The sequence below is a fragment of the Paracoccus sp. MC1862 genome (assembly GCF_016617715.1).
Classification (GTDB): Bacteria; Pseudomonadota; Alphaproteobacteria; order Rhodobacterales; family Rhodobacteraceae; genus Paracoccus.
The window spans coordinates 2,894,160-2,920,779 of the sequence record NZ_CP067225.1 but is presented as its reverse complement, the minus strand read 5'-3'; the positions used below and the strand labels follow the sequence as shown (position 1 = coordinate 2,920,779).

Annotated in this window: 26 protein-coding genes and 1 pseudogene; 4 read left to right on the top strand and 23 right to left on the bottom strand. The window is 68.6% G+C overall.

From position 1 onward, the window contains the following. Positions 1-108 precede the first annotated feature (108 nt). On the top strand, positions 109-1,305 hold the full coding sequence (locus tag JGR78_RS14480; RefSeq protein WP_182803289.1) for a DNA/RNA helicase domain-containing protein: 1,197 nt from the start codon (positions 109-111) through the stop codon (positions 1,303-1,305). 40 nt (positions 1,306-1,345) lie between these two features. On the opposite strand, the gene ftsH is transcribed toward JGR78_RS14480, so the two are convergent. From ftsH to JGR78_RS14380, 21 genes and pseudogenes are all read right to left on the bottom strand, one after another. Further along, complete coding sequence (gene ftsH / locus JGR78_RS14475) at positions 1,346-3,238, bottom strand: ATP-dependent zinc metalloprotease FtsH (protein WP_304612825.1); 1,893 nt, start codon at positions 3,236-3,238, stop codon at positions 1,346-1,348. Between the two features lie 61 nt (positions 3,239-3,299). After that, entirely contained in the window at positions 3,300-4,589 is a 1,290-nt protein-coding gene (tilS, locus tag JGR78_RS14470; RefSeq protein WP_182803291.1) for a tRNA lysidine(34) synthetase TilS, read from the bottom strand. After that, entirely contained in the window at positions 4,579-5,478 is a 900-nt protein-coding gene (locus JGR78_RS14465; protein WP_182803294.1) for a tol-pal system protein, read from the bottom strand. Before JGR78_RS14465 ends, tilS begins: the two co-directional genes overlap by 11 nt. After that, positions 5,478-5,990 (bottom strand): OmpA family protein, encoded by a 513-nt coding sequence (locus tag JGR78_RS14460; RefSeq protein WP_182803296.1) that lies wholly within the window; start codon positions 5,988-5,990, stop codon positions 5,478-5,480. Before JGR78_RS14460 ends, JGR78_RS14465 begins: the two co-directional genes overlap by 1 nt. 14 nt (positions 5,991-6,004) lie before the next feature. Continuing rightward, on the bottom strand, positions 6,005-7,375 hold the full coding sequence (tolB, locus tag JGR78_RS14455) for a Tol-Pal system beta propeller repeat protein TolB (protein ID WP_182803298.1): 1,371 nt from the start codon (positions 7,373-7,375) through the stop codon (positions 6,005-6,007). Positions 7,376-7,425: 50 nt separating this feature from the next. Further along, a complete protein-coding gene (locus tag JGR78_RS14450; RefSeq protein ID WP_182803300.1) occupies positions 7,426-9,117 on the bottom strand; it encodes a protein TolA in 1,692 nt (563 codons plus the stop codon). Next, complete coding sequence (locus JGR78_RS14445) at positions 9,110-9,562, bottom strand: ExbD/TolR family protein (RefSeq protein WP_182791660.1); 453 nt, start codon at positions 9,560-9,562, stop codon at positions 9,110-9,112. The genes JGR78_RS14450 and JGR78_RS14445 overlap by 8 nt, the downstream gene beginning before the upstream one ends. After that, positions 9,562-10,254, bottom strand: coding sequence for a protein TolQ (gene tolQ, locus JGR78_RS14440; RefSeq protein WP_182791659.1), 693 nt, complete (start codon positions 10,252-10,254; stop codon positions 9,562-9,564). The genes JGR78_RS14445 and tolQ overlap by 1 nt, the downstream gene beginning before the upstream one ends. A gap of 98 nt (positions 10,255-10,352) precedes the next feature. After that, a complete protein-coding gene (ybgC, locus tag JGR78_RS14435; protein WP_182791657.1) occupies positions 10,353-10,748 on the bottom strand; it encodes a tol-pal system-associated acyl-CoA thioesterase in 396 nt (131 codons plus the stop codon). A 119-nt stretch (positions 10,749-10,867) separates the two neighbouring features. Beyond that, a complete protein-coding gene (locus JGR78_RS14430) occupies positions 10,868-11,479 on the bottom strand; it encodes a hypothetical protein (RefSeq protein WP_182791656.1) in 612 nt (203 codons plus the stop codon). A 17-nt stretch (positions 11,480-11,496) separates the two neighbouring features. Then, complete coding sequence (locus JGR78_RS14425) at positions 11,497-12,108, bottom strand: putative glycolipid-binding domain-containing protein (RefSeq protein ID WP_200559346.1); 612 nt, start codon at positions 12,106-12,108, stop codon at positions 11,497-11,499. Further along, entirely contained in the window at positions 12,098-12,742 is a 645-nt protein-coding gene (locus JGR78_RS14420) for a CoA transferase subunit B (RefSeq protein WP_182791654.1), read from the bottom strand. Before JGR78_RS14420 ends, JGR78_RS14425 begins: the two co-directional genes overlap by 11 nt. Beyond that, positions 12,742-13,479, bottom strand: coding sequence for a CoA transferase subunit A (locus JGR78_RS14415; protein WP_182791653.1), 738 nt, complete (start codon positions 13,477-13,479; stop codon positions 12,742-12,744). Before JGR78_RS14415 ends, JGR78_RS14420 begins: the two co-directional genes overlap by 1 nt. 52 nt (positions 13,480-13,531) lie before the next feature. Continuing rightward, complete coding sequence (locus JGR78_RS14410; protein ID WP_182791651.1) at positions 13,532-13,912, bottom strand: MliC family protein; 381 nt, start codon at positions 13,910-13,912, stop codon at positions 13,532-13,534. A gap of 190 nt (positions 13,913-14,102) precedes the next feature. Continuing rightward, on the bottom strand, positions 14,103-16,724 hold the full coding sequence (topA, locus tag JGR78_RS14405) for a type I DNA topoisomerase (RefSeq protein WP_182803302.1): 2,622 nt from the start codon (positions 16,722-16,724) through the stop codon (positions 14,103-14,105). Positions 16,725-16,856: 132 nt separating this feature from the next. Beyond that, positions 16,857-17,534, bottom strand: coding sequence for a DUF4142 domain-containing protein (locus JGR78_RS14400; RefSeq protein ID WP_182803304.1), 678 nt, complete (start codon positions 17,532-17,534; stop codon positions 16,857-16,859). 88 nt (positions 17,535-17,622) lie between these two features. After that, positions 17,623-18,477 carry a ferredoxin--NADP reductase gene (locus tag JGR78_RS14395; protein WP_182803306.1) on the bottom strand — a complete coding sequence of 285 codons (855 nt, stop codon included), beginning with the start codon at positions 18,475-18,477 and terminating at the stop codon, positions 17,623-17,625. A 42-nt stretch (positions 18,478-18,519) separates the two neighbouring features. Next, positions 18,520-18,939, bottom strand: coding sequence for a DUF934 domain-containing protein (locus tag JGR78_RS18465; protein WP_220494869.1), 420 nt, complete (start codon positions 18,937-18,939; stop codon positions 18,520-18,522). A 99-nt stretch (positions 18,940-19,038) separates the two neighbouring features. Next, positions 19,039-19,764 (bottom strand): annotated as a pseudogene (locus tag JGR78_RS18230) (phosphoadenylyl-sulfate reductase); the annotation flags it as partial. Next, complete coding sequence (locus JGR78_RS14385) at positions 19,757-21,421, bottom strand: nitrite/sulfite reductase (RefSeq protein ID WP_182791646.1); 1,665 nt, start codon at positions 21,419-21,421, stop codon at positions 19,757-19,759. The pseudogene JGR78_RS18230 and the gene JGR78_RS14385, both read right to left, overlap by 8 nt. Further along, positions 21,414-21,740, bottom strand: coding sequence for a DUF2849 domain-containing protein (locus tag JGR78_RS14380; RefSeq protein ID WP_182803309.1), 327 nt, complete (start codon positions 21,738-21,740; stop codon positions 21,414-21,416). The genes JGR78_RS14385 and JGR78_RS14380 overlap by 8 nt, the downstream gene beginning before the upstream one ends. A gap of 120 nt (positions 21,741-21,860) precedes the next feature. Between JGR78_RS14380 and JGR78_RS14375 the strand changes: the two genes are divergently transcribed. From JGR78_RS14375 to JGR78_RS14365, 3 genes are read left to right on the top strand one after another with little or no spacing between them, the layout of a single operon-like run. After that, on the top strand, positions 21,861-22,349 hold the full coding sequence (locus tag JGR78_RS14375; protein WP_182791644.1) for an Lrp/AsnC family transcriptional regulator: 489 nt from the start codon (positions 21,861-21,863) through the stop codon (positions 22,347-22,349). A gap of 39 nt (positions 22,350-22,388) precedes the next feature. Further along, entirely contained in the window at positions 22,389-23,093 is a 705-nt protein-coding gene (locus JGR78_RS14370; RefSeq protein ID WP_182803311.1) for a phosphatidylcholine/phosphatidylserine synthase, read from the top strand. A gap of 57 nt (positions 23,094-23,150) precedes the next feature. After that, entirely contained in the window at positions 23,151-24,617 is a 1,467-nt protein-coding gene (locus JGR78_RS14365; protein WP_182803313.1) for an ABC transporter substrate-binding protein, read from the top strand. Positions 24,618-24,719: 102 nt separating this feature from the next. Here JGR78_RS14365 and JGR78_RS14360 read toward each other — a convergent pair whose 3' ends face one another. Both JGR78_RS14360 and JGR78_RS14355 read right to left on the bottom strand, forming a co-directional pair. After that, positions 24,720-25,817: a lytic transglycosylase domain-containing protein gene (locus JGR78_RS14360; RefSeq protein WP_234450761.1), complete on the bottom strand. Its 1,098-nt coding sequence runs from the start codon at positions 25,815-25,817 to the stop codon at positions 24,720-24,722. An 89-nt stretch (positions 25,818-25,906) separates the two neighbouring features. Next, positions 25,907-26,611 carry a hypothetical protein gene (locus tag JGR78_RS14355; RefSeq protein WP_182803315.1) on the bottom strand — a complete coding sequence of 235 codons (705 nt, stop codon included), beginning with the start codon at positions 26,609-26,611 and terminating at the stop codon, positions 25,907-25,909. Positions 26,612-26,620: the final 9 nt, after the last annotated feature.

Genomic DNA, 26,620 nt, shown 5'->3' with positions numbered 1-26,620 from the left:
CGTCATGCCCCCAACACTGGGCCGGCGCAAGGCCGGCAGGTTCCTCCCTTGCATCATGACGGAAAAGCGTCAGTTTCCGTCCGATCAACAGGACCGGATGACAGAATCATGACGCTGACAGTGCTTACGGGGGCGGCGGGCGCCGGAAAGACGACCGAGGTCATCCGCATCGTCACCGACCTGCGCGAACACAGGCAAAGGTCATTCCTGATCGCCACGCTGGACGGCGGGACGGTGCGGCCGGCGCTGGAAAAATACGACATCATCAACGCCCGCAGCGGGCGCAAGGCGCGGGTGGATTTCAAGGGCCATGCCGCCGAGATCCGGGCCTTCATCAGCGCCAAGGGGACCGCCCCCTCGACCTTCGTTTTCGACGAGGCGCAGCGCTTCGGCAAGGATTTTGCCGAGGACTGGATTGCGTTGTCGGGCAAGGGCCATGTGGTCATCGTCTCGACCCCCTCGGCGGCGCAGCTGGACCGGCTGCGCGAGGCAGGCGCGGACATCCAGAGCATCCGCAAGCTCTGCGACCTGATGGCTGACGGGGACGCCACGGTGACGATCCGGCTGCCCGGCGGGGACGGGACGATTTCCGTCTGCGAGGGGTGCGCGGAACGGCTGCAGGCGATGGCCCGCACCCACCTGCGCGACCGGCTGGTGGCCACCGCCCCCAGCCCAGGCACGCCCGAGATCTACCAGCCCATCGACGCCGATTTCCCCGAGTTCGCCGGCCTCAATCCGATCCGGGCCGACAGCGCCATCCGCGCCGGGATCATGGCCGAGTTCGTGGCCCGGCACCTCGACCTACAGGACGCAGGGCAGAAGTCCTATATCGACATCGGCTGCAACAGCGGCTTCTTCTGCAAGCGCATGGCGGACCTCGGCCTGCGGGCCTCGGGGATCGACGTGGCCAGGAACGACATCCACATGGGCCGGGTCGCGGACAGCTATATCTATAACCGCCACCTCGACCTGCAGGTCAGAGACGCGCTGGCCTGGGTCCCGGACATGATGCCGGAACATGACGTCGCCTCGACCTTCAGCGTCTACCAATGGCTTTACGAAAAGCACGACACGGAGGCCGTCCACCGCTCGCTGCGGGCGCTGATGGCCAAGGCCCGCAAGCTGTTCTTCTTCGAGATGGGCTATACCGACGAGGCGCATTACCGCGCCCGGCTGCCCTTGCGGATCGACCGCGACTGGTGCCTGGCGCAGATGCGCGAACATGGCGGATTTGCCGAGATCATGACTTATGGCGCGGGCTGGAACGGGCTGAAGCGCGACTTCTTCGTCGGCATCAAGCCCTGAAATGGAAAACCCCGACCGAAGGGCCGGGGTTCTCGCAGGGTCAGGCAGTCGGCACCGGTGCCGGGCCGCCGCTGGCCGGCGGGATGCGCGGCACGGCGGGCACCGCAGGGATCGCGGAACTCGGCGTGTCGTCGTCGCCGCCAAGCTGCTCGCCACGGATGACCTTGCCGATCTCCTCGCCGGTCAGGGTCTCGTATTCCAAGAGGCCCTTGGCGAGGCGCTCGAACTCGACCTCCTTTTCCAGCAGGATGCGGTAGGCTTCCTGATAGCCCTCCTCGATCAGATCGCGGACTTCCTGCTCGATCAGCTCCTTGGTCTTGGTCGAGACCGAGAAACCGCCGGTGTTGCCCGAATAGCCCTCATGCGCCTCGGCATAGTCCACCGCGCCGACCTTGTCGGACATGCCCCAGCGCATCACCATCGCGCGGGCCAGTGCACTGGCCTGCTGGATGTCACCCGCCGGGCCGTTCGACACGCCTTCCTCGCCATATTTGATGATCTCGGCGGCCTTGCCGGCCATGGTCATGGTGATCTTCTGCTTGGCCTCGTCCTTGTGATAGTTCAGCCGGTCCACCTCGGGCAGGCTGACGACCATGCCAAGGGCGCCACCGCGCGGGATGATCGTGGCCTTGTAGACCGGATCGCATTTCGGCAGCGACAGGCCGACGACGGCGTGGCCCGCCTCGTGATAGGCGGTCTTTTCCTTCTGCTCGGGCGTCAGGACCATGCTGCGGCGTTCCACGCCCAGCATCACCTTGTCCTTGGCATTCTCGAAATCCTCCATCGTGACGAACCGCCGCCCGATGCGCGCGGCCATCAGGGCGGCCTCGTTCACGAGGTTCATCAGGTCGGCGCCGGAAAAGCCCGGCGTGCCGCGCGCGATGATCCGCAGGTCCACGTCGGGACCCTGCGGCACCTTGCGGGCATGGACGTTCAGGATCTTCTCGCGCCCCTTGATGTCCGGGTTCGGCACGTGGATCTGGCGGTCGAAGCGGCCGGGGCGCAGCAGCGCCGGGTCCAGCACGTCCTTGCGGTTCGTGGCGGCGATGATGATGATCCCCTCGTTCGCCTCGAAGCCGTCCATTTCCACCAGAAGCTGGTTCAGCGTCTGCTCGCGCTCGTCGTTGCCGCCGCCGATGCCGACGCCACGGGCACGGCCCACCGCGTCGATCTCGTCGATGAAGACGATGCAGGGGGCCGATTTCTTCGCCTGCTCGAACATGTCGCGGACACGGCTGGCGCCGACGCCCACGAACATCTCGACGAAGTCCGAACCCGAGATGGTGAAGAACGGCACCCCCGCCTCACCCGCGATGGCGCGGGCAAGCAGGGTCTTGCCGGTGCCCGGAGGACCCACCAGCAACGCGCCCTTGGGGATCTTTCCGCCCAAGCGAGAGAACTTCTGCGGGTTGCGCAGGAACTCGACGATCTCCTCAAGCTCCTCCTTGGCCTCGTCGATGCCCGCCACGTCGTCAAAGGTGACGCGGCCGTGCTTTTCGGTCAGCAGCTTGGCCTTGGACTTGCCGAAGCCCATGGCCCCGCCTTTGCCTCCGCCCTGCATCCGGTTCATCATGAAGATCCAGACGCCGATCAGCAGGATGAAGGGCAGCCAGACGCCCAGCAGCGACATGAAGCCCGACTGCTGCTGGCGTTCGACCTTCACCTCGACGCCTTTGTCGATCAGCCGGTCGGCCAGATCCTCGCCGATCGGCCGCACGGTCGAATAGCGCCGGCCGTCGGTGCCGGTGATGATGACGGTCTCGCCGTCGATGGTGGCGGCAGAGACCTGATCGTTCTCGACCCGCTGGATGAAGTCCGAATAGGCGATCTGGGTGCTGTTCATCTGGGCGCTGTTGCCGCCGAAGGCGTTGAACAGCGCCAGGATCATCAGGAACAGGACCACCCAGAAGGCGAGGTTGCGCGCGTTGCCCAAGGGCATGTCCTCCGCGGGAATGAGAGTCTTTGGGTGAAAGTAAGGATTGCGAGCCCGGGTATCAATGCGCTCGCAGGATTGCGAGGAAATCCTGAACCCCGCGCAGCGGCATCGCCCTGACGGGGGAAGGGTCGAGCAATGGCAGGATCACCCGCCCGTCGATGCGGACGGCAGGCGAGGACGCCAGCGCAAGGCGGGCCAGACCCGATGCGCGCCAGTCGCGGCCGGCAAGCGACGCTTCGGTCGCGGCCGTCACGACAGCCCCATCAGGCAGCCCGGTCAGCCGCCAGCGCCGGTCCCAGAGCACCTCGTTCCTTCCGGCTGAAACACCGTGCACCCGTCCTTCGTCGTGAACACCGGGTGGGCAAGGTTCCGGCCGGGCGGTCTCGCTTCGCACCGCGGCTGCAGGTTCGCGCAGGAACTCCACTGCCTCGCCCTTCACCCGCGCGATTACCCCGTCCAGTGTCCCCTGCCCGCCCGCCGCCAGCGTCCCGATCAGCCGACCGGCATCCTCCCCGCGCGGCGGATAATCGGCACCCGTCACCCAGCGCAGCGCTGCCGTGACCAGCCGGCGGCTGATCTCGGGACTGGCGGCAAGCGCCCGGCGCGGCAGGCGCAGCGTCCCGCGATCCGCCTCGACGCCTTCGGCCGCGGCAAGGGCAGCCTCCGCCAGCGCCGCCCGGGCCTCGGCCAGATGCGCGGCGGACCGCGCGAGGGACTCGACCGGCAGATCAAGTCCCCGGATCGCCTGCCGCGCCCGGACCCGGTCATACGAGGCGTCCTCGTTAGTCGGATCGTCAATCCATGCGATGTTCCGCTGCGCCAGCCATTCCCGCAGGGCTTGCCGCCGCAGCCCCAGCATCGGCCGCATCCAGCGGATGCCATCCTGATCGCGGGCGGCGGCCATCGCCGAAAGCCCGTCGATGCCGGCGCCGCGCGCCAGCCGCATCAGCAGCGTTTCGGCCTGATCGTCCTGCGTGTGCCCCAGCGCCACGGCCCGAAGACCCCGGCCCTGCGCCCAGCTCGCCAGAAGGCACAACCGCGCCCGGCGTGCGGCATCCATGAGGTTTCCTGTCCCCCCCTGATGCCGCCAGGCCAGCACCGCATGAGGAATCCCAAGCGCCGCCGCCATGGCCGCGACATGGGCGGCCTCAGTGGCAGACTCCGCCCGCAAGCGGTGATCGACGGTGGCGGCCTCGATCCGCACCCCGCGCGCGGTCCCCCAAGCATGGGCCATGTGCAGCAGCGCCATCGAATCGCCGCCACCCGAGACGGCGATGCCCAGCGCCGGCAGATCGCCGGCCAGCCGGTCGAGTTCGGCGGAAACCAGGTCCTGCGGCTCAGCCGCCATCGGCCGGGTCGGTTCCGGCATCCGCCCGACAGCCCGCCGCGACCATGCGCCGCCCGGCCTCGTCCGCCTGCGGCGTGCCGGCAAAGCGGTTCGCCAGTTCGCCCAGGTAGACGCAGCCCTCCGAGGCGGGGCGCCCGGCGGCGGATACCCGCGACAGCCCCAGCAGCGCGTCGGGTGCGCGGGGACCGGCGGGTTCGGCGGCAAAGGCCTGCAGCCAGGCGGCGGTCGCGCCCTTGGGATCGTTCGCGCTGTCCAGCGCCGCGCCCTGAAGATAGCGCGCCTCGGTCGCAGCCGGGCTGCCGGCATGGCTTTCGGCGAACCGTCCGAAAAGATCGGCCGCGCGCAGGAAGTCGCCGTCCTGCATCGCCGCGCGGGCGCGGTCGAGATCCACCTGTTCCTGCGCTGTCAGCGGCGCGTTGCCTGCGGGGGCCACCGCCGGGCCGCCTGCGCCCAGCGCGGGCTGCAGCATCCCGCCGGAAACATCCACCTCGCCCAGGGTGGGCGTGGTTAGGGCGCTTAGGTCGCAGCCTTCCTCCATCTCGCACAGGCGGAACTCGATATCGCCGATGCGGTTGGTGCCGTCGCGCGTGACGCCATCGATGCGGTGCTTCAGCCGCTCGGTCTCGCCGGTCAGGCGGGTGATCTCACGCTCCATCGCGTTCATGCGGTCGATGGCGCTGTCGCCGCCCGCCGCCCGGAAGCCCTCGGCGCCCGAGGCGTTCAGTTCGGCCCGCAGCGCCCGCAACTCGGCCGCGACCGCCCGCAGGTCGGTCCTGAGATCGGCCAGCGTGCGGCCCTCGGGCGCAGGCGCGAAAGCCGCATCCTGCGCCAGCAGCGGCACCGGCGCCGTCAGCGCAAGCGCCGCGCCAAAGCAAAGGGAGCGCAGCATCAGACGCCCGCCCTCGGCGTGACAACGGTCACGGTCCGGCGGTTCTGGGCCTGACAGGCGGGATCGGAACAGATCTCGAAGGGCCGCTCCTTGCCATAGGAACTGGTGCGGATGCGTCCCCGTTCCACGCCCTGCGAGACCAGGTATTCCTGCACCGCGCTGGCCCGCCGAGCCCCCAGCGCGAGGTTGTATTCCCGCGTCCCCTGCTCGTCCGCGTGCCCCTCGATGACGGTCGAGAAGCTGCCGTTCTGCTTAAGCCAGCCGGCCTGCCGCACCAAGGTCTCGCGCGCGCGGCCGTCCAGCGCCGCATCGTTTTCGGGGAACCAGACGGTGTCGCCGGCAATGCGGCGGAAATCCTCGGCGCTGGCGCCGGGAAGGGTGCCGCCGGGCAGCGTGCCGGTATAGCGGCTGCCTGCGTAGGGATCGGTCACCGTTGCAATGGGCGGGGTCTGGGCGCAGGCGCCCAGACCCGCAAGCAGGAACACGGCGGCAGCGGTGCGAAGGCCGTTCATCGGCAGCAAGCTCCTCATGGCAAAAGCGGTCCCCAGTCGGGGTCGGAGGCGGCGCCCTCGATCGACAGCGGGCGCATATTCCGGCCGGTCACGTCCACCGAATGCAGGCGCGAGGTGCCGTCGCCGCCGGGCGTCTGGCGCGTGAACATGACGACGCGGCCATTGGGGGCCCAGGTCGGACCCTCGTCAAGAAAGGATTCGGTCAACAGCTTTTCCTCGGTCCCGTCCGGCCGCATCACGCCGATATGGAAGCGGTCGCCGTTGCGCTTGGTGAAGGCGATCAGGTCGCCGGTGGGCGACCATGCGGGGGTGCCGTAGCTGCCGTCGCCAAAGCTGATCCGCGTCGGTTCGCCCGAGCCGTCGGCAGGGATGACATAGATCTGCTGGTTGCCCGACTGGTCGCTTTCGAAGACGATCCGGCGGCCGTCTGGCGAATAGCTGGGCGAGGTCTCGATAGCCGAAGTCTCCGTCAGCGGCCGTTCCGCCCCTGTGGCCACGTCCATCTGCCAGACGTCGGTATTGCCGCCCTGTTCGCGCGAATAGACGATCCAGCGGCTGTCGGGGGAAAAGCGGGGCGCAAAGCTCATGGTCCCCGCCTCCTGCTTCAGCGGGCGCGACTGGACGGTGGCCACGTCCATCAGCATCACCTGCGGCATCCCGTTCCCGAAGCTGGTGTAAAGCAGTTGGCTACCGTCGGGCGAGAAGCGGGGCGAGACGACCAGCGCGCTGTCATCCGTCACCCAGATCGGGTTCGCGCCGTCGTAATCCATGATCCCGATGCGCTTGAGCCGGGCATCCTTGGGGCCGGTTTCCGAGACAAAGGTCACGCGGCTGTCGAAATACGGGCCTTCCCCGGTGATCCGGGCATAGACCTGATCGGCGACCTTGTGGGCGACGCGGCGCCAGCCCGCCTCGGGGGCGTCGAACTGCATCCCGTCGCCCAAGGGCTGGCCGGAAAAGACGTCGAACAGCCGGAACTTGGCCGTCACCTGCCCATCCCGGACGGACACGGCGCCGAGGATCAGCGCCTCGGCATTGACCGCCCGCCAGTCAGGGTATGCCACCGGCTCGTCAAAGCCCGAGGGCTGGGCAACATGGGCCGAGGCCGGGATTTCCCGGAATAGGTCGGTGCCGGTCAGGTCGGCCGTCACCACGGCCTGGATACGAGCGGCCAGATCACCCGCGCCCCCTTCGTCGAAGAAGGGGGCGACGGCGATCGGCATCGGCTCGACCTGGCCGCCCGTGATCTCGATCCGCAGCGGGCCTTCGTCACCGGCCGCGGCAAGCGCGGGGGAGACCGTATCCTGCGCGGCGGCGGGACCTGCAAGCGCGAGGGCCGCGGCAAGGGCAAGCGAAAGGCGGGCGAGATGGACGGAAAGCGACATGATGCGCGCAACCTAACCTGTTTGGGGTGTGATGGAAATGCGGGCCATCGTCACCGGATCGAGGGACCGCCCTGGGGGCGGAAGTCGATGATCGTGTCGCGCCAGCGGGCGTATTTCTCGGCCGGCAGGCTGAAGCCGCCGCCCTGCAGGGCGCAGCGCAGGATGGCCCGGCGGGCGGCCTCGAAGGCTTGGCCCGCCGCCGCATCGGAGCCGCCGTCGAAGCCGATCATCCGCAGCGAATCCGGTTCGGGCATGCCGTCGGGCGACATCGAGAACTGGATCGACACCGAAGTCCGCTGCGCTTCGCGCGACAGCGAGCCGATGTTCCAGCAGGATTCGATCTGCAGCCTGAGCCCGTCCTTTTCCCCTTGCGACAGGGGCGGTCCCATCGCGGCGCGGCCGCCGCCGCCATCCTCGGTGGCGCCGGGCAGGTCCAGCGCCTCGTTCAGCGCCTGCATCAGCGGGTCGGGATCGTCGGGCGCCTGCCGCGCGGCCTCGGCCTGCGCGCGGGCCTCGGCCTCGGCGCGGGCACGGGCGGCTTCCTCCTCGGTCCGGGCCAGCGCCTCGGCGGCGGCGGCGGCAGCCTCCTCCTCGGCGCGGCGGCGGGCCTCTTGCGCCTCGCGTTGCTCCTCGGCACGGCGGGCTTCCTCGGCGATCCGGCGCTCCTCGGTTCGGCGGGCTTTTTCGGCGAGGCGTTCCTGTTCCGCGCGGCGGGCTTCCTCGGCCAGACGCTGTTCCTCGGCGCGACGGGCCGCTGCCTCGGCCTCGGCCTCTGCGCGGGCTTCGGTCTCAAGGCGCTCCTGCTCCTGCCGCTCGGCCTCCAGCGCGGCCTGTCGTTCGGCTTCGGCTGCAGCGCTGGCCTCGGCCTCGGCGCGGCGGGCTTCCTCGGCGGCAGCGGCCTCGGCTGCGGCACGTTCCGCCTCGGCGCGGGCGGCGGCTTCGGCGGCGACGCGGGCGGCCGCGGCGGCGGCCTGCTGGCGGGCGGCTTCGGTGGCAGCCTCGGCCTGACGCAGGGCCTCGGCCTGACGCGCGGCTTCCGCCTGCCGGGCCGCCTCGGTGGCCTGTGCTGCTGCAAGGGCCTGCGCTTCGGCGGCGGCGATGCGGTCGGCGCGGCGCTGGCGGGCAGCGGCAACGTCGAAGGGCGCTTCGGAGGCGGTCAGGACCGGTGGCGGCGGCGGGGCCGCGGGTGCAGCGCCTTCCGCACTAGGCGAGGGCAGCGGCCGTGCCGCCGCAACCCGTGGCAGCGCGGGCGGCAGGTCCAGCGCCGCGGGCAGGTCGCCCGGCGCGCCCTCGTCCTGCAGGCTGGCGGGTTGCTGCGGCATCGGCGCCACGGTCGCCACGGTGACAGGAGATTGCGGCACCTGCAGGTCGGACAGGTTCGGCGCAGCCTCGCCGGCGAACTCGGGCGCGGGCAGCGCCTGCGGATCGGCATTCGGGGCGGGCGGGGCCATCGCCACGGGGCCGCCGGCGATCACCTCGTCCGAGGGCGGGCGGGGCTGTGCGGGGATGGCCGAGGCCTCCTGTCCGATCGGACCCGAGCCGCGGGCGGCGGCGGCCATCGCCTCGAACTCGACGGCCGAGATGGTTTCCACGGGCGACATCCGCAGCGCGGGCGCCTGGGGGGCGCGGAACAGGGCGCCACTGACCGCCACCCAAGCAATCAGGCCCGCGTGCGCCGCGCCCGAGATCCAGGCGCCGATCCGGCGCTCGCGCGCCTCGTTGGGGGGAAACGGGTCAGCCATCCATCCGCGGGCCGCCAGAGTCGGTGACCAGCACGATGTCGCGGAAACCGGCCGCGTTCAGCGCGCCCATGACCTCCATCACCCGGGCATAGGCCACGGCGCCGTCGGCGCGCAGGTAGATGCGGCTCGACTGCCGTTCGGCGGCGACGGCGCGCAAGCGGGGGATCAGCTCGCCCGCAGGAACCTCGGTGGTCATCAGGACCAGCGGCCCCTCGGCCGGTAGCGAGACGGTCAGCGGCTCTTCGGGTTCCGCCGTCACGGCCTCGGCGGCCGTCTGCGGCAGTTGCAGCGGCACGCCCACGGTCAGCAGGGGGGCCGCGACCATGAAGATGATCAGCAGCACCAGCATCACGTCCACGAAGGGCGTGACGTTGATTTCCGCCATGGGCGCCAGGCGGTCGCGGCCCCGCCGGCCGGCGCCACGGCGCGAAAGACCGCCCGCCATCAGCCGGCCTCGGTCTGACGCGAGAGGATGGTGGCGAATTCGTCCGCGAAAGCCTCGTGCCCGCCGCTGATGCGGTTCGCGTCGCTGGACAGCTTGTTGTAGAAGATCACCGCCGGGATTGCGGCCAGAAGGCCCAGCGCGGTCGCGACCAGCGCCTCGGCGATGCCGGGGGCGACGACGGCAAGGCTGGTGTCCTGACTCAGCGCGATGCCCTCGAAGGCGGTCTTGATGCCCCAGACGGTGCCGAAGAGCCCGATGAAGGGCGCGGTCGATCCGATCGAGGCAAGAATCGGCAGGCCCCGCGTCAGCCGGTCGCTTTCGCGCCCGATGGCGACGTTCATGGCCCGGTCCACCCGCTGCATGACGCCGGGAATGAGCCCGCCGTCATCCGTCTGCGAGCGCCGCCATTCGCCCATCCCGGCCGAGAAGATCCGCTCGGCCGGACCCCGCGCGCGCCCGTTCATGCGGTCGAAGACATCGTCCAGCGGCTCGCCCGACCAGAAGCGGCGGTCGAAGCTTGTGCTGTCACGGCGGGCGGCGGTCTGGACCATCGTCTTCTGGACGATCAGCGCCCAGGACCAGACCGAGGCCAGCACCAGCAGCACCATCACGATCTTGACGGTCAGGCCCGCGCGCAGGAACAGCGCGATCAGCGAAAAGTCGGTCGGGGCGCCGATTGCAAGGTTTTCCATGAAGCCTGTCCTGCCGTGGTTGCGCGCGTTTTCCCTTATCCTGCCGGTGAAGGCCACACAAACCGGCAACACAGTTCTGTGCGCCGCGGGCGGCCGTCTCAGCCGGACAAGGCCGCGGCCACCGCGGGCGGCAGGCGATGGGGCCGCATGGTCCGCAAGTCCACGCAGACGACGGTGACGCGGGCGGTGAACAGCACCGTGCCGTCCCGTTCGACGGACTGGGCCACGACGATCTTCGGGCCGCCGGCATGGTCCAGCGACGTGACGACATCGAGCCGGTCGTCAAAGCGGGCGGGGCGCAGGTAATCGGCCTCGACCCGGCGGACGACGAAGGCGAGATCATGCTGTTCAAGCAACTGCCGCTGGTCCACGCCGGCGGCGCGTAGCCACTCGCTGCGGCCGCGTTCGATGAACTTCAGGTAGTTGGCGTAATAGACAACCTGCCCGAGGTCGGTGTCCTCGTAATAAACGCGGACGGGGAAACGGTGGGTCATGGCGGTGGTCCTTGCCGGCTCGGGCGAGGGTCAAGCACGTCAGGCGACTGAAGGGAACCTTGGCGAAGACGTGGGGCGCTGCCCCCGCCGTCCTTGCGGACGGCTCCCCCGGGATATTTCTACGAAGAAGAAGCCTGAAGCCGGGCGGCCAGCCGCAGCGCGTGGCTCGGGTCGCGGGCGCAGGCGAGCAGCAGCGGGTCGTAGGCGGCGCGGATCAGGGCGGCCAGCGGCTGCGAGGGCGTGACCGGATGCGCCCAGGTCAGCAGCGCATTAACGGCGACGGATTCGGCCAGCTGCGCCGGATGGGCCTGACCCAGCGCGCCGCCGAGGCGCAGGAAGGCGAAAGCGGCGCGGATGCTGCCGTCGGGGTCGAAGCGGAACAGGCGATACTGGTCGGCACCCTGCCTGGCCAGCCGATCCGGCAGACCCTCCATCCCGGTCAGGCGGTCGAGGTCGGGCAGGCCCGCCAGGTCCTCCCAGTCGCGGACGGCGAAGACCATCAGGTTCGCGCCCATGTCTGGGTCGGTGTCGGTCAGCGGGTGGCGCGCATGGGCGAAGACGGCGGCGGTCGCAGCGCGGAAGACCGACAGCGAGGCGTCGTCAAGGCCGAAGACCACCGGCGCGACCGGACGCCCCCAGCGGGCGCAGAGGAAGGCGTCATCAGGGCCAGTGAAGAGCGCGGCGATCCGGTCAGGGGTCAGGCTCGCGGCGGTTCCTTCGGGTATAGTCATTTCGCAGGCTCGTCGGCTTATGCAGGAGGGTCCGCATCCGTCAGCGCGTCCTTCGGACGCAGGCGGCGGAACAGCACTGGGTAGTCCAGCACCAGTCCCAGGTCGTCCACGGCCAGATCGGCGGTGAAGTTCCACAACAAGCCGTCATAGCGCCAGAGCCGGTCCGTCAGCCGGGTATACCGCTGGTCGGCCGGGCGGGGCAGGAAGTCGCCCTCGATCTCGGAGGGCAACGGGACATAGGCGGCGCGAACCTCGGCCGATTGCCCGACTTTCAGCCTCAGCCGACGGATCGGCAGCGTGTTGGTCGAGGGCGTGATCCCGAGATCCACGTCCAGGCAGCCGTCGAGGTCCGGCAGGTCGGCGCCGCGGATCGCGTCCCGCCAGCAGGCGCCTTCGTCCACGGTTAGACACAGTTCCGGGCCGCCGAGACAGCGGACCCGGACCTCTCGCGTCCGTCCACCGGCATCGGCGCGCACCTTGTAATGCGCGCCATATTTGCCGTCCCGCGTTCCGGCCACGACGCCTTCCAGCGTCAGGCCCGTGTCATCGAGGGTCACAAGGCAGTGTTCCAGCCCCTGGCCCTCGGCATCCGTCCAGCGCAGCGCGCGGCGGACGGGCTCAGTTGACAATCGTGGCCTCGGTCGCGACGCGGAGTTCCTCCTCGGTCACGCCATCGGCCAGTTCCACGATCGAAAGCCCGCCCGGCACCACGTCCAGCACGCCCAGGTTGGTGATGATGCGGTCCACCACGCCCTTGCCGGTCAGCGGCAGGGTGCAGTCCTTCAGCACCTTGGATTCGCCCGCCTTGTTGGTGTGGTCCATGACCACGACCACGCGCTTGACGCCGGCGACAAGGTCCATCGCCCCGCCCATGCCCTTGACCAGCTTGCCGGGGATCATCCAGTTCGCCAGATCGCCGTTTTCCGCCACCTCCATCGCCCCCAGGATCGCCATGGCGATCTTGCCGCCGCGGATCATGGCGAAGCTGGTGGCGCTGTCGAAATAGGCCGAGTGCGGCAGTTCGGTGATCGTCTGCTTGCCGGCGTTGATGAGGTCGGGGTCCTCCTCGCCCTCATAGGGGAAGGGACCCATGCCGAGCATTCCGTTTTCCGATTGCAGCGTCACGTGGACGCCCTCGGGGATATAGTTCGACACCAGCGTCGGGATGCCGATGCCGAGGTTGACATACATGCCGTCCTCAAGCTCCTGCGCGGCGCGGGCGGCCATCTGGTTGCGGTCCCAACCCTTTGCTTCGGTGGGCATCAGGCTTTCTCCCCTTGCGCGGCGGGCGCGGTGTTCTGATCGGCCCGCTTGCGGGTGGTGCGCTGCTCGATGCGCTTCTCGTGTTCGCCCTGGACGATGCGGTGGACGTAGATGCCGGGCAGGTGGATGTGGTCGGGGTCAAGGCTGCCCGCGGGCACGATCTCCTCGACCTCGGCGACGCAGACGCGACCGCAGGTGGCGGCGGGCACATTGAAGTTGCGCGCGGTCTTGCGGAAGACGAGGTTGCCCGTCTCGTCGGCCTTCCAGGCCTTGACGATGGACAGGTCGGTGACGATCCCGCGTTCGAGGATATAGTCCTCACCGTCGAAGGTCTTCACTTCCTTGCCGTCGGCGATGACGGTGCCGACGCCGGTCTTGGTGTAGAAACCGGGGATGCCGGCGCCGCCGGCCCGCATCCGCTCGGCCAGCGTCCCTTGCGGATTGAACTCGAGTTCAAGCTCGCCCGACAGATACTGGCGCATGAACTCGGCATTCTCGCCGACATAGGAGGACTGCATCTTTTTGATCTGCTTGCTGTCCAGCAGGATGCCTAGGCCGAAGCCGTCCACGCCGCAGTTGTTGGACGCGACCGTCAGGTCCTTGACGCCGGACTTGTGGATCGCCGCGATCAGCAGTTCCGGGATGCCGGAAAGGCCGAATCCCCCGGCGGCGATGGTGATCCCGTCCCGCAGCACCCCTTCCAGCGCGGCATCCGCGCTATCGTAAACCTTGCGCATGGTCCCCCCGTGCAAACCGTTCATGCGGTTCTGCACGGGGGGGCTGCAGGTGTCAACGAGGGGCTGCCTCGCCTTCCCCGGCGGGCGCGCAGCCGGTGCGCAGCCGCGTTTCCGCCTGACCCTCCAGCGCCCACAGATCGGCGCGGCCCTTTGCTTCCCAGAACTGGCGGGTGGGCTGCTCCTCAAGCGACAGGTAGCGCGCGCCCGAGGCCGAGACGGCGACCCGCATCGGGGTCATCTCGCCGTCCGCCAGGACAAAGGCATAGCTGTTGCCGCCCGCGGTGTTGAGGAAGACGACCTCCATCGTCAGGCCGCCTTCGCAGACATAGTGGACGGGCAGGATATGGTCGGCCACCTCATGCGCCCCGACGGGCGCCAGGATTGTCGCGGCAAGCGGACCTGCCAGCGCCAGGGAAAGGAGGAGGGTCTGCATGGGCGGGGTTCCTTGCCAGGGGCACGGCCGAAAAGGCGCAGGCGGGGCAGGCTTCACGGTCGCATGGGTATTTACGCCAGAAAGAAGCGGCTTCTTTCTGGCGTAAATACCCATTCCAAGCGTGACAAGGGCACGTCCGGCTCAGGTGGTGGATCGCATTTCCGCAAGGACGGCTTCATGCGGGTCCGGCTCAGGTTTCGGCTGCCTTTGACGCAGCATCTGCCTTGGCGGTTTTCCGAGCCGTCGCTTTCGCCGCCGGCTTTGCGGTCTTCGACGCAGCCGGCTTCTTCGCGGCGGGCTTGCGGGCGGCCTTCGCGGGCTCCTTGGCGGCTTTCTTCGGCGCAGGCTTCCTGCCGCCCTTCGATGCCTTGGCGGCGATCAGTTCCAGCGCCTGTTCCATCGTCACGGATTCAGGCGCCATGTCGCGCGGCAGGGTAGCATTGACCTTGCCCCATTTGACGTAGGGCCCGAAGCGGCCGTTCAGGACCTGCACGGCGCCGCCCTCAGGATGCTCGCCCAGTTCCGCCAAGGGCGCCGCGGGCGCGGCGCGGCCCCGCTGGGGTTTCGAGGCCAGCACTTCGACCGCGCGGTTCATGCCGATGGTGAAGACCTCGTCCACCTCGGGCAGGTTGGCATAGCGCGGCCCGTGCTTGACGTAGGGGCCGTAGCGGCCGATCCCCGCCTCGATGGTCACGCCATCCTCGGGGTGGGGGCCAATCTCGCGCGGCAGGTCCAAGAGCATCAGCGCCTTTTCCAGATCCATCGAGCCTGCGTCCCAGCCCTTGGGGATGGACGCACGGGGGGGCTTGGGCTGTTCCGCCGTCGCCTCGCCGCGCTGGACATAGGGGCCGAAGCGGCCGTTCTTCAGGCTGATCTCGATGCCCTCGGGGTCGAGGCCCAGAACCGTGTCGCCCACCGCCTCGCCTTCCGCGCCCGAGATCGGGCGGGTGTAGCGGCATTCGGGATAATTGTTGCAGCCGATGAAGGCCCCGCCCGAGCGCGCGGTCTTGAGGTTCAGCCGCCCCTTGCCGCAAAGCGGGCATTCGCGCGGATCGCCCCCGTCGGCGCGAGCCGGATAGAGATGCGGGGCCAAGGCCTCGTCAATAGCCTCCAGCACCTCGGTGATGCGAAGCTCGCTGGTGCCCTCCAGCGCGGCGGTGAAGTCGCGCCAGAAGCGGCGCAGGACCTCGCGGTATTCCCGCTCGCCCGAGGAGATGTCGTCGAGTTCCCCTTCCAGATCGGCGGTGAAGTCGTAGCTGACGTAGCGCGGGAAGTAACGGGTCAGGAAGGCCGTCACCAGCCGGCCCTTGTCCTCGGGGATCAGGCGGTTCTTGTCCTTGCGGACGTATTCGCGGTCCTGAATGGTGGTGACGATGCTGGCATAGGTCGAGGGTCGGCCGATGCCCAGTTCCTCCATCCGCTTGACCAGCGTGGCCTCGGTATAGCGGGGCGGCGGCTGGGTGAAATGCTGTTCCGGCACGACGCCGCGCTTGGCGGCCGGCTCGCCCTGCGCGATCTGCGGCAGGCGGGCGCTGTCCTCGCCCTCGTCGTCGTCGGTGCCCTGGTCGTAGACCTTGAGGAAGCCGTCGAACAGCATCACCTGACCCGTCGCGCGCAGGCCCACCTGCCCGTCGGCCGAGCCGATCTCGACGGTGGTCCGCTCCATCCGCGCGGCTTCCATCTGGGACGCGAGCGTGCGCTTCCAGATCAGGTCGTAGAGCTTCCTCTGCTCGGGCTCGACGTTCAGCCTGTCGGGGGACAGCATCATGTCGGTCGGCCGGATGCATTCATGCGCTTCCTGCGCGTTCTTGGCCTTGTTCTTGTAGATGCGCGGGCTTTGGGGGACATAGGCATCCCCGAAGCGCGCCTTGATGGCGTCGCGTGCTGCCATGATCGCCTCGGGCGCCATGTCAATGCCGTCGGTCCGCATGTAGGTGATGTGGCCCGCCTCGTAGAGCCTTTGCGCCGCGCTCATGCAGGCCCGGGCACCGAGACCCAGCTTGCGGCTCGCCTCCTGCTGCAAGGTCGAGGTCATGAAGGGCGGCCAAGGGTTGCGGCTCGCGGGCTTGGACATGATCGAGGTCACGGTCAGGTCGCGGCTTTCCACGGCCTTCACCGCCAGCTTGGCGGCTTCCTCATTCGCCAGATCGTAGCGTTCCAGCTTCTTGCCCGCATAGGTGACCAGCGTGGCGCGGTATTGGTCGCCCTTGGGCGTCGCCAGAGTCGCATGGACCGACCAGTATTCGCGGGCGCGGAACGCCTCGATCTCCATCTCGCGGTCGACGATGATCCGCAGGGCGACGGACTGGACGCGGCCAGCGGACTTGGCGCCCGGCAGCTTGCGCCACAGCACCGGCGACAGGTTGAAGCCCACGAGGTAGTCCAGCGCCCGACGCGCAAGATAGGCATCGACCAGCGGCTGGTCGATCTCGCGCGGGTTCGCCATCGCCTCGGTCACGGCGCTCTTGGTGATCGCGTTGAAGGTCACGCGGCTGACCTGCGCGCCCTTCTTCAGCGAGGACGCCAGCGCCTCGCGCAGGTGCCAGGAAATCGCCTCGCCCTCGCGGTCGGGGTCGGTGGCCAGGATCAGGTTGGGGTCCGACGCCAGCGCGTCCCTGATCGCCTTGACGTGCTTCTTCGAATCCGCCGCGACTTCCCATTTCATCGCGAAATCATCGTCCGTATCGACGGACCCATCCTTGGGCGGCAGGTCGCGGACATGGCCGAAGGACGCGAGAACGGTGTAGTCGTCGCCCAGATACTTGTTGATTGTCTTGGCCTTGGCCGGGGATTCGACGACGACGACGGGCATGGGGCGACCTTTGGCAGATTTGGCCCGGCAACATGGTGGCCGCGGCTCGCGGAGTCAACGCGGGCTTCGTGCCGCATGAGAAAGGGCGCCGCCACCCTGCGGTCGCGGCGCCCCGGTCGAAGACGGGCGATCTCAGTTGCCCGTGGCCAGGCCCTGGGCGTGCTGAAGATGGGCGTTCAGCGTGGGCAGGGTCTTTTCGGCAAAGGCGCGCAGGTCGGGATCGCTGCCGTTCTGGGCCTCGGCCTGGAACATCATGATCGTTTCCTCATGCGCCTGCACCTGGTGCTGCATGTAGGTCTGATCGAAGGCCTCGCCCTCGGCCGCCTGCACGGCGGACATATGCTCGGCCGGAGGCCCGGCGATCTCGGTGGGCACCGTCAGGCCCTTGCCTTCGGCAACGGCCTTCAGTTCCTCGTTCGCGGCGGAGTGATCGGCGATCATCATCCGGGCGAACTCCTGAACGGCGGGAGTCTGGCTGCGTTCCAGCGCCAGTTCGCTCGACTGGACCTCGAACATGCCGCCGCTGGCGGCGCTGTTGACGAAGTCCTGCGGGGCGATGGCGGGCATGACGGCGGCCGCACCCGCGGCTTCCGTAGTCCCTGCAGCCGCCGTCCCGGTGGCCGTGGTGGTGGTGGTAGTCCCGTCCGCGGCCGTGGTTGTGGCCGTCGCAGCGGGTGTCATTGTGGATGTCGCCGCGCCGGCAGGAGGCGTCGCGGCGACCGTGCCATCGGTCGGCGGGGTCGCGGTCTGGGCCGCGGCCATGCCGACGCTGGCGAGGCTGAAGGCGGTGATCAGAAGCAGCTTCTTCATGGGGTCTCCTCCGAGGGCGCGAAAATCTGCCTCGGATGAACCCCCGAAAGAAACGAAGGTTCTGCCCCTGCAACAAAAGTTGCCGAGATCAGACGCCCTCGCCCACGAAGGCCTTTTCCACGACGAACTCGCGCGGCTCGCTGTTGGCGCCTTCGTGCAGGCCGAAGCCCTCCAGCACCGCCTTGACGTCCACGTTGAAGGCGAGGCTGCCGCAGACCATCGCCCGATCCTCGGTCGGGTTCATCGCCGGCAGCCCGAGGTCAGCAAAGACCTTGCCGCTGGTCAGGTTGTCGGTGATCCGGCCCATGTGCGGGTAATCCTCGCGCGTGGTGGTCGGATAATACAGCAGCCGGTCGGCAAAGCTGGTGCCGTAAAGCTCGGTCAGCAGCTCGTCGTTGCGCAGGTTCTCGACCAGTTCGCGGCCGTATTCCAGTTCATCCGCGGTGCGGCAGGTGTGCATCATCACGACCTGCTCGTAGCGCTCGAAGGTTTCCGGGTCGCGCATCAGCGAGGCGAAAGGGGCGATGCCGGTGCCGGTCGCCAGGAACCACAGCCGCTTGCCGGGCAGCAGCGCGTCAAGGACCAGCGTGCCCACGGGTTTCGGCCGCAGGATGATCTGGTCGCCCGGCTTGATGTGCTGCAGGCGCGAGGTCAGCGGGCCTTCGGGCACCTTGATCGAATAGAACTCAAGCTCCTCGTCCCAGTTGGGCGAGGCGATGGAATAGGCGCGCAGGATCGGCTTGCCGTTGTCGCCGGGCAGGCCGATCATCACGAACTCGCCCGAGCGGAAGCGCAGGGACGCGGGCCGCGTCACGCGGAATGAGAACAGCCAGTCCGTCCAGTGCCTGACCGCCGTGACGGTCTGCGCGTCCGGCATGAGGGTGGCGGTCGATCTGGTCTGCGTCGCGTGGGGCTCGTCGGCCAAGGGAATATCCAGGGTCATTTCGGATGTCCGTAATCAGATAGGGTGTAAGGCGGTCGGGGACTAGCCCGCCAGCCGCGACCTGTGGTCCCACTCGCGCCAGTCGGCGCGGGCGAGCCACTGCTCCGCCGGCTGCCGTTTGGCGAGGGCAGCCGAAATCTGCACCTCGTCGATGCCGACGCGGCGGGCCATCGCATACTGGTCGGCGATCAGGCTACCGGTCGCCCGGATGCGGCCCGTGTAGCCCAGTTCGCGCAGCAGCCGCGCCAGCGTGAAGCCCCGGCCGTCGGTCATCGCGGGGAACTCGACGGCGATCATCGCGGCGTTCAGGTGATCCGCCAGCGTGTCGGGATCGGTGTCGGACGGCAGGCTGACGGCAGGCGTGCCGTCCAGCGGATGAAAGCCGTCGTCGCGGACCAGCACCGGTGCGTCTGCCTCGGTCGTGGCAGTGGGGGAGGCTTGGGTCTGCTCGGCGGTCGTCATCTCTTGATCCTTGCTGGCAGCGGAGCTTTCCTCGGCGGGCGTGACTACGTGCAGATGGGCGGCGGGGGCAGCCCGCGCAACCTCCGGCTCGGGTTCCGGCGCGACGGGGCCGCGCACGATCTTGCCGCCGATGAAATGGATGCCGCATTCGGTCTTGGCCGAGCCGCGCCAGCGGCCCGAGCGGGGGTCCTCGCCTTCCTTCACCGGCGAGGTGCAGGGGGCGCAGCCAATCGAGGGATAGCCCCGCGCCACCAGCGGATGCCGGGGCAGCGCGTTCTCGTCCATGTAGTCTGCGACGTCCTGCGGCCGCCAGTGCGCCAGAGGATTCACCCGCAGCCGCAGCGGAGGCTCGGGCTCGAAGAAGTCCAGTTCCTTCCGCTCGCCGCCCTGAAAGCGCTTGCGGCCGGTGATCCAGGCGTCGAACTGCGACAGCGCCCGTTCCAGCGGCACCACCTTGCGGACATTGCAGCAAGAATCCGTGTCTCGCTGGTGCAGGGTGTTGTCGGGATCGACCGCCGCGATCTCGTCCTGCGCCGCGCGGATCACGCGGATATCGGTCAGGGGCAGGCGCGCAGCGATCTCGCGCTGGTAGTCCAGCGTCTCGGGGAACAGCATCTCGGTGTCGATGAACAGCACCGGCGTGTCGGGCGCGGCGACCGACAGCATGTGCAGCAGCACGACCGATTCTGCCCCGAAGGAGGACACCAGCGCCACCCGGCCAAGGTCGGGGTCCGAGAGCGCATGGCGCAGCACCTGCACCGCCGCGTGGTTGCGGTAGCGCGCGTTCAGCGTGGCGGCGCGGCTGTCGAGGTTGGCGTCAAGCATTGCTTGCCTCAACCGGGTAAAGCGCCGCCTTGAAGGGCGCAGGCCCCAGCCGCCGCAGGGCGTCGATGAAGCGTTCTTCGGGCGATTCCCGAACCTCGAGGTAGGCGTCGATCAGCCGGCCGATGGCGGGCACGACCTGGTCGTAGGGGAAGCCTGCGCCGGCGCGCTCGCCGATGGCCGGCATCTCGTAGCCGTCGCCGCCAAGGGTGATCTGGTAGTTCTCGACCCCTGCCCGATCCAGCCCGAGGATGCCCACGTGCCCCAGGTGGTGATGGCCGCAGGCGTTGATGCAGCCCGAGATGCGGACGTCGAACTTGCCGATCTCGTCGTCGAGGTCGCGGGCGCGGACGTATTCCGCCAGTTCCTGCGCGATCGGGACCGAGCGCGCGGTCGCCAGCGTGCAGAAGTCCATACCGGGGCAGGAGATGATGTCGGTGATGTGCCCCGCGTTGGCCGTCGCCAGCCCGGCATCGCGCAAGCTGTCGTAAAGCGCGGGCAGTTCGGACTTCGGCACATGCGGCAGGACGATGTTCTGGTCATGCGCGATGCGGATGTCGCCATGGGCATGACGCTCGGCCAGTTCCGCGATCAGGCGCATCTGCGAGGACGTGCAGTCGCCCGGAATCGCGCCCGGCGCCTTCAGCGTCACGGTCACGCTGGCATAGCCGGGGGTGCGATGTTCCGACAGGTTGGTGTCGATCCAGGAGCGGAAGGCCCCGTTCGCGGCAAGCGCAGCCTCATAGGCGCTGTCGTCCACCTCGCGGAAGACGGGCGCGGCGAAGCGGTCGCGCAGGCGGGCCAGCAGGGCCTCGTCATGACCCTGGAAGACGGCGCGGCGGCGCTGGAACTCTTCCTCGATCTCCTCGCGCAGCACGTCGAGTCCGCGCTCGGCCACGGTGATCTTCAGGCGCGCCTTGTACTTGTTGTCGCGCCGGCCGCTGAGGTTGTAGGCGGCGAGGATGCCCTCGACATAGGGAAGCAGGTCCTCGGCGGGCAGGAACTCGCGCACGACCTTGCCGATCATGGGGGTGCGGCCAAGGCCGCCGCCGATCCAGACCTGGAAGCCGAGTTTCCCGTCCTGGCGGCGCAGGCGCAACCCGATGTCATGGGCGGCGATTACCGCGCGGTCGCGCTTGCCGCCCGAAATGGCGATCTTGAACTTGCGCGGCAGGAACTGGAACTCGGCATGGTCGGTGGACCAGAAGCGCAGAAGCTCGGCCCAGGGGCGCGGGTCCTCGATCTCGTCGGCGGCGGCGCCGGCGAAGGCGTCGGTCGTCACGTTGCGGACGGTGTTGCCCGAGGTCTGGATGGCGTGCAGCCCCACGTCGGCCAGCGCGTCCAGCATGTCGGGGATGTCCACCAGCTTGGCCCAGTTGAACTGGATGTTCTGCCGCGTGGTGAAATGGCCGTAGCCGCGGTCCCAGCGGTCGGCGATGTCGGCCAGTCCGCGGATCTGGTTCGGGCTGATCGTGCCGTAGGGGATCGCGACCCGCAGCATGTAGGCGTGAAGCTGCAGATAGACGCCGTTCATCAGACGCAGGGGGCGGAACTCGTCCTCGGTCAGGCTGCCGTCCAGCCGCCGCGCGACCTGCGCGCGGAACTGCTGGGCGCGGTGCTGCAGATAGGCGCGGCCGTCGTCGTTGATGGCGTCAAGCATGGGCAGCCTCGGAGGTAAAAGTGGCGTTGGTCTCGACCGAGGGGCCTTTCTGGCGGAAGGCCTCGCGGAAATGGACAGGGATCGGCAGGCCGGCCTCATCGCGGCCCGATTCGACCAGGTAGGGGCCGACCACGACATCGGGCTGGGCCTGAGCGGCCAGCAGCGCGGTTTCGGCGGTGGCGGCGTCCTCGTAAAGCCTGGCGGCCTTCGGGTCCGTGGTCCATCCTTGCGCCGACATCCAGACGGACAGCCCGTCCAGCAGGTTGTTGGCGGTCAGCACGGCGGGCGTGCCGGACGAGGGGACGAAGGTCTTGGACATGAGAGACGCCTTGTAATGCAGCCTTTAAAATAGGAAAAAGATATTGCTAAAAGCCAGAGCGCAGGGGAAATAAGGACAGTCTCACTGCCGAACGGTGGAACAACTGGGAAGATCGTCCTGATGACCGTACAAACGCAGACTCCGGTCCGGCTGGATGAACTGGACCGCAAGATACTGTCCCTGCTGCAGCAGGACGCGAGCCTGCCGCTGGAGGAGATCGCCACCCGCGTCGGCGCCTCGCGCACCCCCGTCTGGAACCGCATCCGGCGGATGCGGGAACAGGGCGTGATCCGCGCGCAGGTCGCGCTGCTGGATGCCGAGGCGCTGGGACTGGAGGCCTGCTTCTTCGTCCTGATCCGCACGACCGAGCATGACGCCGACTGGGCCGCCCGCTTCATGGCTGCCGTCCGCGCCCGCCCCGAGGTGATCGAGGCGCACCGGCTGGCGGGCGACATCGACTATATCCTGAAGGTCGTGGTCAGGAACGCGCGGGCCTACGACCGCTTCTACCAGTCGCTGATTTCCGAGGTCCGCATCCAGAACGTCACCGCGCTTTTGTCGATGGAGGAGATGAAGGCGACCTCGGCCCTGCCCATTCCCCCTGTCTGATCCGATTGCATGACCGCGGCCGGGGTGCGAGAAAGCCGCATGAACCTGCGTCTCAAGGCCCTCGGGGTCCATCTCTTCACCGCCACGGGCGTCATCTGGGCGGTGCTGGCACTGCTGGCCGCGGTGGACGGGGACTGGTCCACCATGTTCGTCTGGCTGATCGTCGCCATGGTCGTGGACGGGATCGACGGGCCGCTGGCGCGCCGCTATCGGGTCAAGGAAAACTGGCCCAGCTATGACGGCGTGGTGATGGACCTGATGATCGACTACATCACCTGGATCTTCATCCCGGCCTTTGCGCTGTTCCAGTCGGGGCTGCTGCCGGGCTGGACCGGGTGGGTCTGCACCATTGCCATCGTTTACGGCTCGCTTCTGTACATGGCCGATACGCGGATGAAGACAAAGGACAACAGCTTTGCGGGCTTTCCGGCCTGCTGGAACATGCTGGTGCTGGTACTGTTTGCGCTGAAGCCGTCCTACTGGGTGATCCTGGCGCTGGTGATCCCCCTGACCGTGGCGATGTTCCTGCCGGTCAAGTTCATCCACCCCGTCCGCACGGCGCGCTGGCGCGCGGTGTCGCTGCCGATGATGGCGGCCTGGGTCGCCTGCGCGCTTTGGGCCATCGCGGTGGACTTCCACCCGCAAAGCTGGGCGCTGTGGGGGCTAGTCATCAGCTCGCTGTGGCTGCTGCTGGCAGGGCCATTGCAGCAGGCCTTCCCCCCGAAAACCCGACAGCGCGCTTGATCGCGTGGCGGCAAGCCTCGTAGTGTCCGCGCCACGCTTCGTCACAGGGGAACGCCCATGCTCGACCGCCTGCTGCCCGCCGTTATCGCGCTGATCGCCACACCGGCGCTGGCGGCCACCGACACGATCCGGCTGGGCATGGTGTTGGAGCCGCCGGGGCTGGACCCCACTGCCAACGCTGCCGCCGCCATCGACGAGGTGGTCTATGCCAACCTCTTCGAGGGGCTGACCCGCTTCGCACCAGACGGAACGATCGTCCCCGGCCTCGCCTTGGAGTGGCAGGCAAAGGACAACGGCGCTGTCTACGAGTTCAGGCTGCGGCAGGGCGTCACCTTCCACGACGGCGCGACGTTCGACGCCTCGGACGTGGTCTTCTCGCTGGACCGCGCGCGGGCCGAGGATTCGACCAACGCCCAGAAGCAGCTCTTCGCCGGGATCACCGGGGTCGAGGCCGTGGAGCCGGATCTGGTCCGGGTGACGCTGGACGGGCCGGACGGCAGCTTCCCGTGGAAGATGGCCTGGGGCGATGCGGTGATCCTGGACCCCGCCTCGGCCGCGCAGGCTGCGACCGCGCCGGTCGGCACCGGGCCGTTCCGCCTGGGCGAATGGACCCAGGGCGACCACATCACGCTGGAAGCCTTCGACGGCTACTGGGGCGACAAGCCCGCGCTGCGCTCGGCCACCTTCCGCTTCATCCCGGACCCGACGGCGGCCTTTGCGGCAATGATGGCGGGCGACGTGGACGCATTCCCGATCTATCCCGCCCCGGAAACCCTGCCCCAGCTTGCGGCCGACCCGCGCTTCAAGGTGATCGTGGGCACGACCGAGGGCGAGACGATCCTGTCCATGAACAACCGCCATGCGCCGCTGGACGATCCGCGCGTCCGCAAGGCCATCGCGCTGGCCGTGGACCGGCAGGCGATCATCGACGGGGCGATGTTTGGCCATGGCACCCCCATTAGCAGCCATTTCGCGCCGCATCACCCGGATTACGTTGACCTTCTGGACCGCTCGCCCCATGACCCGGACCGCGCCCGCACCCTGCTGGCCGAGGCGGGGGTATCCGGCCTGACCCTGCGGCTGGCCTTGCCGCCCCCGCCCTATGCCCGGCGCGGCGGAGAGATCGTGGCCGCGCAGTTGCGCGCGGTCGGGATCGAGACGCGGATCACCAACATGGAATGGGCGCAGTGGCTGGAAACGGTCTTCCGCGGGGCCGATTTCGACTTGACCATCATCAGCCATGTCGAGCCCATGGACATCGATATCTACGCCCGCGAGGGTTATTACATCGGCTATGACAACCCGACCTACCGCGACGTGATCGGCCGCTTCACCGCCTCGACCGATCCGGCCGAGCGCAGCGCCCTGCTGAAACAGGCGCAGGAGATGCTGGCCGAGGACAGCCCCGCCGCCTTCCTGTTCCAGTTGGCCAAGCCCGGCGTCGCGGATGCGCGGATCGAGGGGCTGTGGCAGAACGCGCCCACGCCCGCCAATGACCTGACAAAGGTGCGGTGGGTCGAGTGAGGCTGTGGCGAAGGTGCGTGCAGAGCACGCACCCTACGGCGCTACCCTTTGGCCCATCCCTTCCCGACCTCGCAGGGTGCGTGGTTTCCACGCACCTTTCCGTCAGTTCTTCAGCACGATGCAGCGCCCGCCCAAGGCGCGGAACTGGCTGCAGAAGGCATTGGCCTCGGTGCGCGAGGAATAGCCGACCTGCGCCGTGTAGACCCGCTTGCCGCTGCCCGACATGGTCTTGCGGACCGTGGTGATCCGCTTGCCGCCCAGGATCGGGCGCAACCGGCTGTTCAGCCGCTCGACATGCTGCTGCACGCCCGACTGCCGGGGATGCGAGGCAAGGATCACCCCCCAGGGGAAGCTGCGCTGGGTGGCCGAGAACTCCTTGAGCGTCCGGTTCGCAGCCAGTTGCACACAGGCGTCGCCAAAGGGCTTGTCCTTGTCCAGCCGCACGTCGATCTGCGGCGGCGGGTCGTCGCGCCATTTCCAGGCGTTGAAGCCGGTGATCGCCTCGACATAGTCCCGCGTCTCATAAGGCAGGGAATCGCTGCCCTTGGAAAAACTCGAGGCCCGCCCTTCGCCGCCGTTATAGGCGACGGCGGCCAGCCCCATGTTGCCAAAGCCGTCGATCAGATGGCGCAGGTAGTCGGCCGAGGCATGGATGGCCTTGGCCGGGTTCATCGGATCGTCCAGCTTTCGGATGCGCGCCGTTCCCGGCATGAACTGGGCGATGCCGAGGGCCCCCGCGGGCGAGACCGCCTCGGGCTCGAACAGGCTTTCCTTCCACAACAGCCGGGCGAGGAAATTAGGATCCAGCCGGTTCTCTCCCGCGGCCTTCTCGATCGTGGAACAGACATCGGCGACATAGGTGGCGACGGCGATGCAGCTGCGCCCGTCCGCCGTGCAGCGGCGGTCTTTTGTGTCAGGTGCAGGCATGGGCGGACCGATCAGGGCCACGGGATCGGTCAGCGGCGGCACGTCGGGGCTTTCGGCCGGGACGGCGGGAACTGCGGCGGCGTCAGGCACCGGACTGTCCGACACGACCGGCGCATCAGAGGCGACGGTGTCCATCGCGGCATCAGACAGCGGGGCCTGCGCATCCGCATCGGCCGCCGCGATCACGGTCATGGCAGCGGCGGGCACATCCTCGGCAAAAACGGGGGCCGCGGCCAGAGCCGCGATCACGACAAGCTGGAAACAGCAGCGCACGGATCTTTCCTTTGCAATCGACAGGCCCCCGATAGCAAGAGCGCGCGCGCCTGTGAACCTTTGGCAGAAGCCGGAGCCGCGGCGAAAGGCTATGCCGTCGTCCCCTCGGCCTTCCCGCTGCCCTTCTTCGCCTTCCTGTCAGCCTTCTCGGCCTCTCTGGCGGCCTTCTTCTCGGCCTTGCGGGCGGCTTTCAGCTCGGCCTTCTCGGCGTCCTTGACGCGCTTGCGCTCGGCTTTCTCGGCCTCCTTGCGGGCCTTCTTCTCGGCCTTGTCCTCCTTGGAAGGTTTCGGCCGGGCAGCGGCGGCCTCGCGGCGCGGGGGGGCCAGCGGCACCGGGGCGGATGCGGCAGGATCAGCGGCGGCGCTGTCGGGACCGGCCTGCGGCACCGGGGCGGGGATGGATTCGCCAGCCTTCACCCGACCGGCTTTCTCCGGCTTGCGCGCGCCGGGACGCCCGGCGCGCACGCCCGGTGCCCGTGCCGGACGGCCCACCTTCGGCGCCGAGGCGGCTTCCGCAGCCGCAGGCTGTTCCGGCGGGGCATCCCCTGCCCCGGCCTCGCTGCGGCGGCGGACCTCGGCCCGCACCCGCCGCAGCGCGCCGCCAAGCTGCCTGGCGCCCTGTTCGTCGCCACAGTCGCCGGCAGCATCGCGCGCTTCCTCGATCCGCCGGGCCAGGGACTTCAGCGTGCGGTCGGCATGCTTTTCCAGAGCCGGGGAGCGGCTTTTCTCGACAAGACCTTCATCGGCCGAGGCCTCGTCATCGCCGCTTGCTTCCGGGGTCGGGGTCTTGGCCATGGTCATCCT